Raw genomic sequence first — 14,220 nt, 5'->3', positions numbered from 1 at the left:
TTATTTTTTCGTATTTTGGCATACTAAATGCAGTAACTCGTTAAATGTCGTTCTTTTGACGGAGTCACTATGCTAATTGCACACGCTGTAACCCAGCAAAATTCAACAGATTTTCAGCAAACTCAATATTCGCTGCAACAATCTGCTGTAGCTTCTTTGCGAGTGGACACCTCAGCAGAATACCTTCATGACAGTAAATTGACCCGAAGTCAGTTTGCCCATGTGAAAGAGGCTGCCAATATGTCAAATCAAATGGCGCATATTCTTCAGGCGCTACCGTCTGGTGTCGTTATTATTAACGGTGATGGTGTGGTGACACTCGCTAACCCTATGGCGGCGGAACTGCTTGGCCGACCGCTTCAGGGGTTACGTTGGTTTGATATTATTAATCGCGCTTTTTCACCCCAAGATGATGATGGCCACGAAGTGTCATTGAAAAACGGACGTCGAGTTAAGTTGGCTATTACGCCATTAACCCCAGAACCCGGTCAGTTGATTGTATTAACTGATCTAACTGAAACGCGTTTACTACAAAAAAACTTATCCCATTTACAGCGTTTATCGGCGCTTGGCAAAATGGTGGCAACTTTAGCTCATCAAATTCGTACGCCACTATCAGCCGCACTTCTTTACGCCTCAAATTTAGGTAACACTAAACTAGCAGAGCCTTCTAGAACTCGCTTTCAATCAAAACTGGTTGATCGTTTAAATGAGTTAGAGCGTCAAGTAAACGATATGCTTTTGATGGCCAAAGGACGTCAAGATGCGAAAGCGGATAACGTAGCAGTATCTGATATTATTAATATTGTTATGGCTAATTGTGAAGTGATTGCCAACAAAAAATCCTGTGAGATATTCCAGCAATGCTCAACCGATGCCAGTTTATATGCTAATCGCGATGCGTTAAGTTCTGCGGTGAATAATTTAGTGATGAATAGTATCGAGGCCGGTGCAACCAAAATTAAAATTTGCGCCACGGAAGCTGAAGATAATGTCATTATTGATGTGATTGATAACGGTAAAGGACTAGACCCTCAAATGCAGCAACAAGTGCTCGAGCCTTTTTTTACCACTAAAGCACAGGGGACTGGGTTGGGGTTAGCTGTTGTGCAATCTGTGGTGCGTAACCATGGTGGTAACATTCAATTATCATGTAAACCGCAAATGGGTTGTCAGGTGCGATTAAGTTTTCCGATGTCTAAAGATTCGGTATTGAATAGTCAGTCGCAGGAGGGTAATCATGTCTGAAGCAAAACTATTACTCGTGGAAGATGATGCTGATTTACGTGAAGCATTACTTGATACATTATTGTTGGCGCATTATGAATGTGTTGATGTTAGCTGTGCAGAAGATGCCATTATAGCGTTAAAAGCACAACATTTTGACTTAGTCATCAGCGATGTCCAAATGGAAGGTATTGGTGGTTTGGGTCTGCTTACCTATTTGCAACAAGCTCAGCCCAAGTTACCGCTATTGTTGATGACAGCTTATGCCACTATTGATAGTGCGGTTAGTGCCATTAAATTGGGAGCTGTTGATTATTTAGCTAAACCTTTCGCGCCTGAAGTTTTGCTTAATCAGGTATCAAGATATTTGCCGCAAAAGCAAAATACTAACCAACCTATAGTTGCCGATGAAAAAAGTCTCGCGTTGTTAGGGTTAGCCCAACGTGTTGCGATATCAGATGCTTCGGTGATGATTTTAGGTCCCAGCGGTTCTGGTAAAGAAGTGCTAGCGCGCTATATTCATCATCATAGCAGTCGTAAAGATGCGCCTTTTATTGCCATCAATTGTGCTGCTATCCCTGAAAATATGCTTGAAGCGACCCTATTTGGGTATGAGAAGGGGGCATTTACTGGCGCATACCAAGCATGTCCAGGAAAATTTGAGCAGGCCCAAGGTGGCACTTTGCTGCTCGATGAAATCTCTGAAATGGAGCTGGGGTTGCAAGCAAAGCTGTTGCGTGTTTTACAAGAACGCGAAGTGGAACGATTAGGTGGTCGTAAAACGATTAAACTTGATGTGCGTGTACTAGCTACATCAAATCGCGATTTAAAAGCCATTATCAGTTCAGGCGAATTTAGAGAAGATCTATATTATCGGATCAATGTATTTCCATTAACTTGGCCAGCACTTTATCAGCGTCCTGCCGATATTTTACCTTTAGCCAGACATTTGCTGGTTAAACATGCTAAAGCATTTAATATTACACCCGTTCCTACTTTAGGAGAGGTAGCCACCAGACGGTTATTAGCCCATCGTTGGCCTGGTAATGTTCGTGAGCTGGATAATGTGATTCAAAGGGCGCTTATTTTAAGTAATGGTGGCGAAATAAGCGGGCAAGATATTATTATTGATTCGGCAGATGTGGCTTTACACACAGATATTGACAGTATCGAAAAGCCTGCTGAAGTTGAAGGTCTTGGCGGTGAGTTGCAAGCGCAAGAGCATGTGATTATTCTTGAAACCCTAAATCAATGTCATGGTAGTCGAAAACTTGTCGCTGAAAAATTAGGTATAAGTGCACGCACGCTGCGTTATAAAATGGCTAAAATGCGTGATGCGGGAATTCAATTGCCCGCATAGCTGGTTTTTGTCTGTCTTACGAGCATTCCGTACTTGTTTTATAGCTTTCTTTACCAAAGCTACGCATTAACGCGTAGCTTTTTGCTTTACTGTTAATCTTGGCATTCAAATTGCTTTATCCCTACTAAGACAGTTAAATATCGTCAAATATTCGACGAATGGGAGTTTCAGCATGCAGATCAACGCCAATCCATTACTTCAAGAAATGCAGTCACTTCGTGGTGAAATTGCACCTTCCAGCCGTTCGAATATGGGGTCGGGTATTAGCCCTAACCTAATCCAGCAAGTGAATAACACCTCAGGTTCAGACTTTGGCCAGTTGTTATCCCAAGCTGTCGGTCATGTGAGTGGTTTACAGAAATCATCTTCAAGTTTAGCGACTCGTCTTGATATGGGGGATTCAACTGTGACCTTATCTGACACCGTCATTGCGCGCGAAAAATCAGGCGTAGCATTTGAAGCGACTGTGCAAGTCAGAAATAAACTGGTAGAAGCTTATAAAGAAATCATGAGTATGCCGGTATAACTTGCATCACAAAGACGTTATTAAAGCAGTATAAAAGTAGGGGCATATTGTGAGCACAGACATAATGGTAGGTTCAGATGCGGCAGTTGATGCCGGTATTCAGCAAGAGAATAAGTCTGGCTTGTTGAGCAATGTGGGCGGGGCAGACATGATGCGTCAAATCACTATGATTTTGGCGTTGGCAGTGTGTTTAGCCCTAGCTGTTTTTATTATGATGTGGGCACAGGAGCCTGAGTATCGTCCATTGGGTAAAATGGAAACAGCTGAAATGATCCAGGTACTGGATGTACTTGATAAAAATAATATTAAATACCAAATCAGTGTTGATGTTGTTAAGGTTCCTGAAGATCAATACCAAGACGTTAAACTGCTGTTAAGTCGTGCTGGAGTCGAGAGTAGTGCCAAAAATGATGACTACTTAAGCCAGGATAGTGGCTTTGGGGTGAGTCAGCGTATGGAGCAAGCGCGATTAAAGCACAGCCAAGAGTTAAATCTTGCCCGTGCTATTGAAGAATTAAAAAGTATTAGCCGTGCCAAAGTTATTCTTGCACTGCCTAAAGAGAATGTTTTTGCCCGTAACGCATCTAAGCCAAGTGCTACAGTTGTAGTCAATGTGCGTCGAGGCGGCCTAGGCCAAGAAGAAGTCGACGCTATTGTTGATATCGTAGGCTCCGCGGTACAAGGTCTTGAACCTTCGCGCGTGACAGTAACAGATTCTAATGGACGCTTATTAAATTCGGGCAGTCAAGATGGAGTATCAGCACGTGCCCGTCGTGAACTTGAGTTAGTGCAACAAAAAGAAGCAGAATACCGTAAAAAGATAGATTCAATTCTTATGCCTATCCTTGGTCCTGAAAACTACACCTCTCAGGTTGATGTCAGTATGGATTTTACTGCGATAGAGCAAACCTCAAAACGCTATGATCCTGATTTACCTGCATTGAGCAGTGAGATGACTATTGAAAGTAAATCATCTGGTGGAAGTGTAGGCGGAATACCTGGTGCATTAACCAATCAACCTCCCATGGAGTCTGATATTCCTACTGAAGCTGGGGGCGGTGGGTCAGCATCATCAAAATCATCGGATACTCACCGAGAAGCTACCCGTAACTTTGACTATGACACGACAATTAGTCATACCCGCCAGCAAGTAGGACAAGTTCGTCGGGTGAGTGTGTCTGTGGCAATCGACTTTAAACCAGGAGAGGCGGGTGAAGATGGCCAAGTTAGCCGGGTTGCGCGTACGGAACAAGAGTTAACTAACATTCGTCGGTTGCTGGAAGGTGCAGTAGGCTTTAGTAGCCAACGTGGTGATGCGCTTGAAGTGGTAACTGTGCCGTTTATGGATCAGCTATTAGAAGAACTCCCCGCGCCAGATATGTGGGAAGAACCTTGGTTTTGGCGTGCAATTAAACTGGTGCTAGGTGCATTAGTGGTCTTAGTTCTTATTCTTACGGTAGTGCGCCCTATGCTTAAGCGCCTTGTTAACCCTGATGGTGTTAATATGCCCGATGATGTTCGTTTGGGGCATGAACTTGCTGAAATTGAAGATCAATATGCTGCAGATACGCTAGGTATGCTAAATACCAAAGATGCTGAATACAGCTATGCTGATGATGGTTCAATTCTTATTCCGAATTTACATAAAGATGATGATATGATTAAGGCGATTAGAGCACTGGTTGCAAATGAGCCGGAATTATCCACTCAAGTAATTAAAAATTGGTTACAAGACAATGGCTGATAATAAAACAGATAAAAAAGAAAAAGCTGAGAAAGTCGGTTTTGATTCTGATTCTTTAAGTGGAATTGAAAAAACGGCGATTCTATTGCTGAGTTTAAGCGAAGCCGATGCAGCGTCAATTTTAAAGCACCTTGAGCCTAAACAGGTCCAGAAAGTGGGTATGGCAATGGCGGCGATGGATGATTTTGGTCAAGAAAAAGTCATTGGTGTGCATAAGCTTTTTTTAGATGAAATTCAGAAGTTCTCTTCAATTGGTTTTAACAGTGCTGAATTCGTGCGTAAGGCACTAACAGCTGCGTTAGGTGAAGATAAAGCCGGTAATTTGATTGAACAAATTATCATGGGCAGTGGTGCTAAAGGCCTAGATTCGCTTAAATGGATGGATGCACGCCAAGTGGCGACCATTATTCAAAATGAGCATCCGCAGATCCAAACCATTGTTTTATCTTATTTAGAACCGGATCAAGCGGCTGAAATTTTTAGCCAGTTCCCCGAAAATACTCGCCTTGATTTAATGATGCGTATTGCTAACCTTGAAGAAGTGCAGCCCGCAGCATTACAAGAGTTAAACGATATTATGGAGAAACAGTTTGCTGGCCAAGGTGGTGCGCAAGCAGCGAAAATGGGCGGCTTAAAAGCTGCGGCCAATATCATGAACTACTTAGATACGGGTGTCGAAAGTCAGATTATGGAAACCATGCGTGAATCTGATGAAGAAATGGCACAACAAATTCAAGATATGATGTTTGTGTTTGAAAATCTTATTGATGTTGATGACCGTGGTATTCAAGCATTACTGCGTGACGTACAACAAGATGTACTAATGAAAGCGCTCAAAGGTGCTGATGATGCATTGAAAGAGAAAATATTAGGTAACATGTCCAAGCGTGCGGCAGAGTTACTGCGCGATGATCTTGAGGCTATGGGACCAATTCGTATCAGTGAAGTTGAAGTGGCGCAAAAAGAAATTTTATCGATTGCCAGACGTTTATCTGATAGTGGTGAGATTATGCTTGGCGGTGGCGGCGGTGAAGAGTTCTTGTAAGGAGCACTTCAGCCCATGACGAATGGCAATTGAACTTTCGAAGCGACATCTATCTCGAAAATCAACATGTCACAGCAGGAATGTATATAACATTGGCTAAACTATGACTGACTCAAAAATATCCAAGAAAGTGTTAAATGTTGAGGATGAACATGAGTTCAGCCATTGGCAGCTGCCGGATGTCACCGAAGATATTTCAGCTAAACCCTCAAACCTATACGGTAAAAAAGAAGGTGTATATCAGTCTTCTGTTGCCGTGGTTGATAAAGTCGTGTCTATGCCGACTATGGCTCAAATCGAGGAGATTCGAGCTGATGCAGAAAACGAAGGGTTTGAGCAAGGCAAACAAGAGGGGCTTAAACAGGGGCTTGAACAAGGTCGACTAGATGGATTAGCCCAAGGCCATGAAGAAGGTTTTACTCAGGGGCAAGAGCAGGGTTATGAAGCTGGAATGGTTAAAGCCAATCAACTGGCAGAGCAATTATCCTCATTAATCAATCAGTTTCAACAGCCTTTAGCTATTTTGGATGCTGAAGTTGAGTCAGAAGTGTTATCAATGACATTGGCGTTAGCCAAAGCCGTTGTACAACAAGAACTGAAAATGCATCCAGAGCATATTGCAGCCACTATTCGTCAAGGCGTAGATGCTCTGCCAATAAAAGAGCAACGCGTAAAATTAAGATTGCATCCTGATGATGTTGCTTTAGTAATATCTTTATACGGTGAATCACAATTAACCCAAAATGATTGGCATCTAGAAAGTGACCCAAGTTTATCGGTAGGTGATGTATTTATTGATAGTACACGTTCAAATGTTGACTTACGTTTATCACAACGTATTTTACAGGTATTTGGCAGCCTTGATGAACAATCAGCTCAGTTAGCTCGTCAAGTTCAGCTGGCAAAACATGAAGATAGCGTTTATACCACAACACAAGTTGATACCGGCCTATCATCTGTTGATGTTAGTTCTACCCACGACAACAATCATGATAAAAATCACAATGATGATTCAAGCGATGAACATTCGACTGTATCTGAGCCTGACGCCACAGCGTCATTAATCGACAATGTGCCAGAGTCAGTTTCTGAAACACCAACTGATGCAGTTGGTTCAGCACAAGCGGCTATAGATAAAGAGCAATCAGACTCACAATCACAATCTCTCGAAGCAGAAGCAATTGACATAGCTTCATCTAAACACGCTGATACGCAAATTACTGAGCAAGGTGAAGTTGATGAAAGACCGCCAACATCAGTTACTGAATAAACTTAAAACCCATCATCTTAAGGTTGCTCCTGTACGCCCTATTGCTAGCGGCCAGTTAGTGCGTGTTGTAGGGTTAACACTAGAAGCGACTGGGTGTCGCGCACCTGTGGGCAGTTTGTGTTCAATTGAAACTATGGCTGGTGAGCTGACGGCTGAAGTTGTTGGATTTGATGATAAATTATTATATTTAATGCCTGTTGAAGAGCTTCGGGGGGTATTACCTGGCGCAAAAGTGCAGCCTTTAGGTGAGCAAGAAGGCTTAAAAGTAGGCTTAAGTTTGTTGGGCCGCGTATTAGATGGCAGCGGTCAGCCCCTTGATGGGCTGGGCCCATTAACCACAAGTGAACAGGCTTCTCGTCATCCTCCTTATATCAATCCCTTATCTCGACGTGCAATTACCGAGCCTTTAGATGTTGGGGTTCGTGCTATTAATGCCATGTTAACAGTGGGTAAGGGTCAGCGAATGGGCTTATTTGCTGGTTCTGGTGTGGGTAAGAGTGTTTTATTAGGCATGATGACCCGTGGTTCAAATGCCGATGTTATTGTCGTTGGGCTCGTTGGCGAGCGTGGCCGAGAAGTTAAAGAATTTATAGAAGAGATATTAGGTGATGAAGGACGTGCCCGTTCAGTTGTTGTAGCAGCACCTGCCGATACCTCTCCATTAATGCGCTTGAGGGCATGCGAAACATCGACTCGTATAGCAGAATATTTTCGAGACTTAGGCTATAACGTATTGTTACTAATGGATAGTTTAACCCGTTATGCTCAAGCTCAACGTGAGGTGGCTTTAGCGATTGGTGAGCCGCCCGCAACAAAAGGTTATCCACCTTCCGTGTTTGCTAAGTTGCCTAGATTAGTTGAACGTGCGGGTAATGGTGGCCCAGGTCAGGGGTCTATCACGGCTTTTTATACTGTCTTAACCGAGGGGGATGATTTGCAAGACCCTATTGCTGATGCATCGCGGGCTATTTTAGATGGCCACGTGGTGTTATCGCGTCGGCTTGCTGATTCAGGCCATTATCCGGCTATTGATATAGAGCAATCCATTAGTCGCGTAGCGCCTATGGTGATCAGTGATGAACACTTAGAGGCAATGCGCCGCGTTAAACAAATGTACTCTCTTTATCAACAGAATCGAGATTTGATTTCTATTGGGGCATATTCTCAAGGGAGTGATCCGCGGATTGATAATGCGATTAGGTTACAACCTGCAATGAATGCCTTTTTACGTCAGGGTTATAAAGAAGCGATTAGTTTTGACAGTAGCGCTATTATGATGACGCAAATAGCGGGTCAATGTCAGAATTAATTCAAAGCAATATTTATTCTACTGTTGATTTATCAGGTGTGTTGATTTATTCGGTGTGTTGATAAGAGGTAACCTATGGCAAGTGATCCGTTATTTACCGTTCTCAAATTAGCGACTGAAGCTGAAAGCCAAGCCGCCATGCAGCTTAAGTCGGCGCAATTTGAAAAACAGAAACGGCAAGGTCAGTTAGATGCGCTAAATAACTACCGTCTCGATTACATGAAGCAAATGAAAAGCCAACAAGGGCAAAGTATTAGCGCCAATCAATATCATCAATTTCATCAATTTATTAAACAGGTCGATAGTGCTATTACTCAGCAAGTAACAGCTGTTCAAGATGCTGAATACCAGATAAGTTATCGTCAAACTCATTGGCTTGAAAAACAACAAAAACGTAAAGCCATTGAAATGTTGTTAGCCAACAAAGCAGAAAAAGCACAAGTTGCAGAAACTAAACGCGAGCAAAAAATGTCTGATGAGTTTGCAATGCAACAATATATTCGCCAGCGCTTAAATAAGTAGCTTTCTTGATAAGACGATAATCAAATTGCAACTATTATGTTGGCACTTTTATTGCTTAGTATCTACTACGTAATAATTAATCGTCATTGAAGTGGCGTTGTGACATTTTATTTAGCGTGTTATTGGGCGGTAGATTAAATACACAAAAGATGATTGATTATCTTCTTTTAGATTGAGTTTGTGGAGCATATATAATGCAACAGATGAGTAATATTCTCTTAACTGGTACGAGTAAGTCTACAGGCTCACAGGCTAAAGATGCTATTCAAGCATCTGAAAGTAAATCATTTATAGATGAATTTAATCAAGCAAGCCAAATGTCTTCTTTTCAATCGGCTAAACTTGTTAATACGAGTAAACAGTCTGAGCAATCTGCAATCACCACTATTGATGTTGATTTATCAGAGCCTCTAGAGGGAACTGATATTGAGCTTATTTTCGCTCAATTAGACATGGCGCAGTCATTTGACAAGTCAAAGGGTGACGGACAAATATTGCCGATATTTGAGGTTAAGGGTGAAAGTAATGTTACAGATGATGGCAGTCTTGATGCTATAACGCAGGCTTTATCTAACATTGATGGCATTGAAAGTGATTTTGACATTTTGGATAATCAAGTCGCTAGTAAAGACACTGATAGTGACATTACTAACATAGATCTATTAGAAAATAGCCTGTTTAGTAATATGATTCAATTGCCGCTTGAAGGTGAGTCTAATGACGAATTTTTGGCATCATTGTCTGATTCAGAAAAAGAATTGTTGAGTGATTTTTCAACTTTATCAGCCGAACAGTTAATTGCGTTGAGCCATGATGATTTAGTTAACCTTGTAGCTGACTTTAATTTACAAGCTCCGGTGCTTGATGAATCTATTTTAGACTTAGCAGCTAAAAATTTAGAGGTTAAATGGGATCCTATTGCTGCTAATTCACTTAATGATGTCTCTCCAGCGATTACAGAGTCTTCTCCAATTGCGCCCCTTCAAGCTCCAATGTCTGCTATGGCTAGTGCCAATATGGCTAAAAATATCATTCAAGACAGTGATGCGACTAAATTAGCGAATGACTCTTTGGGTCAAAAAAATAATGCTTTATTTAGCTCGGTGGGCACTCAAGATAGTGATAATATTTTGGGCGATAAAGCTCCTAGTCCAGCTAACGTCATTGAGCCAATGGCTGTGGCGCAGGTTGACTCAAAAACGCCAGCTTCTGTTGAGTCTCTTAAAACAGCTTCTGTTGCAGCGTTAACCAATATAGATAGCGAATTAGCCAAATCAGCTCGTATTGACGTTTTTGGTGCTCCGGATGAAGCGATTGATGTAAAGGCGATGCAAAATCAAAGTAGTTTTACCCCTATTCATAAAAGTGAAGTACCGCAGTTTCAATTATCTTTAAAGCAGCAGGGTGAATCTCAAGTTCAAATGCAGGAGATGATTCAACGTTTTTCACCTGTAATGAAGCAGCAATTGATCACTATGGTTAGTAATGGCATTCAACAGGCGGAAATTCGCCTTGATCCACCTGAGTTAGGTCACTTGACGGTTAAAATTCAGATAAATGGCGATCAAACTCAAGTACAGTTTCATGTTACGCAGTCACAAACTCGTGAATTGATTGAGCAAGCAATCCCTAGATTAAGAGACATGTTAGCGCAAGAAGGATTACAACTTACCGACAGCCAGGTTTCTCAAGGTGGCGGAGGACGGGATGGACAGCCGCAAGACTCATCGGAACGCTATGCTGAACAGCAAAATATGGATGAAAATTCCGCGGTAGAGCATTCAATGTTTCAAAATCATCCAGAGAGTTTGCAATCAGGTATAGATTATTACGCTTAAGTCGGTAATCTATAGCATAATTATTATCTTAAAGGTTCATAAGCTAACTAAGCGGTTTATGTTACCCTTATTAGATATTCGCATAGTTGATACGCATAATTTGTTTAGGGATCTCCATGGCTGAAGAGTTAGAGCTTAATGAAGCAAGCAGTGAACCAAAAAAATCTAAAAAATTAATCCTTTTCGGTGGAATTGGGCTAGTTGTAGCATTATTAATTGGGGGAGGAGCATGGTTTTTTCTAGGCTCTGACGAGCCTGCTGCAGCAGCTCAAAGTGATGATGTTGGTGCGGTTACCGAATCCTCTTCTCAAGCACCAACTAATGAAGCAAATTATGTCGGTATGCCAAGACCATTTTTGTTCAATTTGCCTGGGGTCGATAGATCTCGTTTAGTGGAAATTAAAGTGCAATTAATGGTGCGTGGCGCTGATGATGAAACTGCAGTTAGAAAGCACATTCCCTTAATTGAAGATGCTTTACTAACCACTTTTAGCGGTGCAGATGTTCAAAAGTTAAGTACACAAGCGGGTAAAGATGAAGTACGTCAATTGGCGTTATTAAGTGTACAAAATACCTTGCAACCTGTTACTGGAAAGCCTCTTGTTGAGAAAGTGCTATTTACTGGTTTTGTGATGCAATAATCCAGATGGATAGAGTTAAGGTGAACATGTGAGTGATTTATTAAGTCAAGACGAGATTGACGCACTATTACATGGTGTTGATGATGTTGATGAGGATGATGGTGATATAGGTGGCGAAGATGCGCGATCTTATGACTTCTCGTCTCAAGATCGTATCGTTCGTGGCCGAATGCCGACACTGGAAATTGTCAATGAACGATTTGCTCGTCATCTACGGATCAGCATGTTTAATATGATGCGCAGAGCGGCAGAAGTGTCTATCAACGGTGTGCAAATGCTAAAGTTTGGCGAATACGTGCATACGTTATTTGTGCCAACTAGCCTAAATATGGTGCGTTTCAGCCCTTTAAAGGGAACGGCGCTAATTACTATGGAAGCGCGCTTAGTCTTTATACTGGTAGATAACTTTTTTGGTGGTGATGGTCGCTTTCATGCAAAAATTGAGGGCCGTGAATTTACGCCGACAGAGCGAAGAATTATTCAGTTATTATTAAAAATTATTTTTGAAGATTATAAAGACGCTTGGGCACCCGTGATGGATGTCGAGTTCGAATATTTGGACTCTGAAGTTAACCCCGCAATGGCTAACATTGTTAGTCCGACAGAAGTGGTAGTGATTAACTCTTTCCATATTGAAGTGGACGGCGGTGGTGGTGATTTCCACATCACGCTGCCTTATTCGATGATAGAGCCTATACGTGAATTACTTGATGCAGGTGTGCAAAGTGATAAACAAGATACCGACATGCGTTGGTCTCAGGCATTACGTGATGAAATTATGGACGTGAAGGTTGGTTTTGACGCCAATATTATTGAACACGAAGTGACGCTTCGTGATGTTATGGGGTTTAAAGCGGGTGATATTATCCCGATAGATTTACCTGAACATATTATGATGCGTATCGAAGATTTACCCACTTACCGATGTAAATTGGGGCGTTCACGCGATAACTTAGCGTTAAAAATTAGTGAAAAAATTCCGCGACCTGAAACAGTAAAGTCTGAGTTGCAATTGGTAACACGCAAAGGTAAGTCGCGTGATATTTCAGAATTATAAGGTGATGTAAATGAGCACAGAAGATACCGGCGATGATTGGGCAGCTGCAATGGCAGAGCAAGCAATTGAAGAAGCTGAACAAATTGAGCTTGATGAATTAGTTGATGATTCAAAGCCGATTTCTAAAGAAGATGCCGCTAAGTTGGATTCTATTTTAGATATTCCGGTAACTATCTCAATGGAAGTTGGGCGCAGTTTTATCAGCATTCGTAATTTACTTCAACTAAACCAAGGTTCAGTTGTCGAATTAGATAGGGTGGCAGGTGAACCATTAGATGTGATGGTCAACGGTACCTTAATTGCCCACGGTGAAGTGGTTGTGGTCAATGATAAGTTTGGTATCCGACTGACAGATGTTATTAGCCAAACTGAGCGTATTAAAAAACTAAAATAGTATTAATTATGTGTATTTAGTTTATTTTTTATAGTCCTTTTTATATTGCTCTTTAATCATCAATGGTCAATTAAGTGCTGATATTTTTAGTAATCACTTAAGTGACATATGGCTCAAGGATTAACCGTGTCATACCTAACTGTTGCTTTATCCAATGCCATTACAACAGCACAAGTGTTACCCGTGGCTGATGTAACGACATCGGTAAATAACACCTCTACAGTCTCTACCTTAGCAAATATGCTTGGTGGTCTTATTGTTGTAGTTGCGCTTATTATATTACTCGCCTATATCGTTAAAAAGCTCAATCTTGTTCCGAGTCAAAATGGGATTATAAAGACGATTGCGATGACACCTGTAGGCCAAAAAGAGAAGTTGATGGTGGTTGAAATTAATCAACAGCAATACTTACTCGGCGTGACATCCCAGCAAATTAATTTAATCGATAAACTTGCAAGCCCCGTTGAAGCCTCTACCCATTCATTTGCCCAAAACCTACAACAAGCTAAGGAAAGACATCATGAGTAAAGTGTTTCAAGCAATACTCTGGGTCTCGGTGTTGGCTGCGACAGTTTGGTCTTCAGGTACAATCGCACAAGATGGGGTGTTGCCAGCGCTAACCGTAACCACAGGTGCCGATGGCGCGACAGAATATTCGGTTACCATGCAAATATTATTGCTGATGACCGCCATGAGCTTTATTCCTGCTATGGTGATAATGCTAACTTCATTTACCCGCATTATTGTTGTGTTATCTATTCTTCGACAAGCATTAGGCTTGCAACAAACTCCATCAAACCAGGTGTTAATTGGCCTCAGTTTGTTTATGACATTTTTTATCATGGCACCCGTTTTTGATAAAATTTATGCCGAAGCGGTAGAACCCTATATGAATGAATCGATGACACTTTCCCAAGCATATGATGTTGGCAAAGAACCAATTAAAAGTTTTATGCTGTCACAGGTAAGAACCACAGATTTGAAAACTTTCATTGAAATATCAGGTTACAAAGACATTCAATCTCCTGAACAAGCCCCAATGGTTGTCATTGTGCCAGCCTTTATCACCAGTGAGTTAAAGACGGCTTTTCAAATTGGCTTTATGTTATTTGTGCCATTTTTAGTATTAGATTTAGTGGTCGCCAGTATCTTGATGGCAATGGGTATGATGATGTTGTCACCCATGATTGTGTCGCTACCCTTTAAGATTATGTTATTTGTGCTGGTTGATGGCTGGAGTCTCGTGATGGGTACCCTAGCCAATAGCTTTGGCATTTAGGAGAAGAC

General features: G+C 41.6%; 14 protein-coding genes. All 14 read left to right on the top strand.

The features are described from left to right. Positions 1–69 precede the first annotated feature (69 nt). The 14 genes from ACRWQM_RS12055 (at position 70) to fliP (ending at position 14,212) form a co-directional block, all read left to right on the top strand. Positions 70–1,248, top strand: coding sequence for a sensor histidine kinase (locus ACRWQM_RS12055; protein WP_434930147.1), 1,179 nt, complete (start codon positions 70–72; stop codon positions 1,246–1,248). Further along, a complete protein-coding gene (locus ACRWQM_RS12050; RefSeq protein WP_434928734.1) occupies positions 1,241–2,587 on the top strand; it encodes a sigma-54-dependent transcriptional regulator in 1,347 nt (448 codons plus the stop codon). The genes ACRWQM_RS12055 and ACRWQM_RS12050 overlap by 8 nt, the downstream gene beginning before the upstream one ends. A 172-nt stretch (positions 2,588–2,759) precedes the next feature. Beyond that, positions 2,760–3,113: a flagellar hook-basal body complex protein FliE gene (gene fliE / locus ACRWQM_RS12045; protein WP_226410458.1), complete on the top strand. Its 354-nt coding sequence runs from the start codon at positions 2,760–2,762 to the stop codon at positions 3,111–3,113. Positions 3,114–3,177: 64 nt separating this feature from the next. Further along, on the top strand, positions 3,178–4,857 hold the full coding sequence (gene fliF, locus ACRWQM_RS12040; RefSeq protein WP_434928976.1) for a flagellar basal-body MS-ring/collar protein FliF: 1,680 nt from the start codon (positions 3,178–3,180) through the stop codon (positions 4,855–4,857). After that, on the top strand, positions 4,850–5,902 hold the full coding sequence (gene fliG / locus ACRWQM_RS12035; RefSeq protein ID WP_434928735.1) for a flagellar motor switch protein FliG: 1,053 nt from the start codon (positions 4,850–4,852) through the stop codon (positions 5,900–5,902). Before fliF ends, fliG begins: the two co-directional genes overlap by 8 nt. Before the next feature lie 103 nt (positions 5,903–6,005). After that, a complete protein-coding gene (gene fliH / locus ACRWQM_RS12030) occupies positions 6,006–7,172 on the top strand; it encodes a flagellar assembly protein FliH (RefSeq protein ID WP_434930145.1) in 1,167 nt (388 codons plus the stop codon). Next, positions 7,141–8,481, top strand: a complete 1,341-nt coding sequence (gene fliI / locus ACRWQM_RS12025; RefSeq protein WP_434928737.1) for a flagellar protein export ATPase FliI — start codon at positions 7,141–7,143, stop codon at positions 8,479–8,481. The genes fliH and fliI overlap by 32 nt, the downstream gene beginning before the upstream one ends. A 75-nt stretch (positions 8,482–8,556) precedes the next feature. Continuing rightward, the gene (gene fliJ, locus ACRWQM_RS12020; RefSeq protein ID WP_434930143.1) at positions 8,557–9,003 is read left to right on the top strand and encodes a flagellar export protein FliJ; all 447 of its coding nucleotides are present in this window, start codon (positions 8,557–8,559) and stop codon (positions 9,001–9,003) included. A 194-nt stretch (positions 9,004–9,197) separates the two neighbouring features. Next, the gene (locus ACRWQM_RS12015) at positions 9,198–10,841 is read left to right on the top strand and encodes a flagellar hook-length control protein FliK (protein WP_434930142.1); all 1,644 of its coding nucleotides are present in this window, start codon (positions 9,198–9,200) and stop codon (positions 10,839–10,841) included. A 116-nt stretch (positions 10,842–10,957) separates the two neighbouring features. Next, positions 10,958–11,482 carry a flagellar basal body-associated protein FliL gene (gene fliL, locus ACRWQM_RS12010; RefSeq protein ID WP_434928740.1) on the top strand — a complete coding sequence of 175 codons (525 nt, stop codon included), beginning with the start codon at positions 10,958–10,960 and terminating at the stop codon, positions 11,480–11,482. A 28-nt stretch (positions 11,483–11,510) separates the two neighbouring features. Beyond that, complete coding sequence (gene fliM, locus ACRWQM_RS12005) at positions 11,511–12,539, top strand: flagellar motor switch protein FliM (protein WP_226410452.1); 1,029 nt, start codon at positions 11,511–11,513, stop codon at positions 12,537–12,539. Between the two features lie 10 nt (positions 12,540–12,549). Next, positions 12,550–12,933: a flagellar motor switch protein FliN gene (gene fliN / locus ACRWQM_RS12000; RefSeq protein WP_226410451.1), complete on the top strand. Its 384-nt coding sequence runs from the start codon at positions 12,550–12,552 to the stop codon at positions 12,931–12,933. Between the two features lie 126 nt (positions 12,934–13,059). Next, the gene (fliO, locus tag ACRWQM_RS11995; protein WP_319002882.1) at positions 13,060–13,461 is read left to right on the top strand and encodes a flagellar biosynthetic protein FliO; all 402 of its coding nucleotides are present in this window, start codon (positions 13,060–13,062) and stop codon (positions 13,459–13,461) included. Continuing rightward, positions 13,454–14,212, top strand: coding sequence for a flagellar type III secretion system pore protein FliP (gene fliP, locus ACRWQM_RS11990; protein ID WP_226410450.1), 759 nt, complete (start codon positions 13,454–13,456; stop codon positions 14,210–14,212). Before fliO ends, fliP begins: the two co-directional genes overlap by 8 nt. Positions 14,213–14,220: the final 8 nt, after the last annotated feature.

This window comes from Shewanella sp. HL-SH5, assembly GCF_051163755.1.
GTDB classification, from domain to species: domain Bacteria; phylum Pseudomonadota; class Gammaproteobacteria; order Enterobacterales; family Shewanellaceae; genus Shewanella; species Shewanella glacialimarina.
Note: the sequence above shows the minus strand (reverse complement) of the source record. Positions and strands in the feature narration are given on the sequence as shown.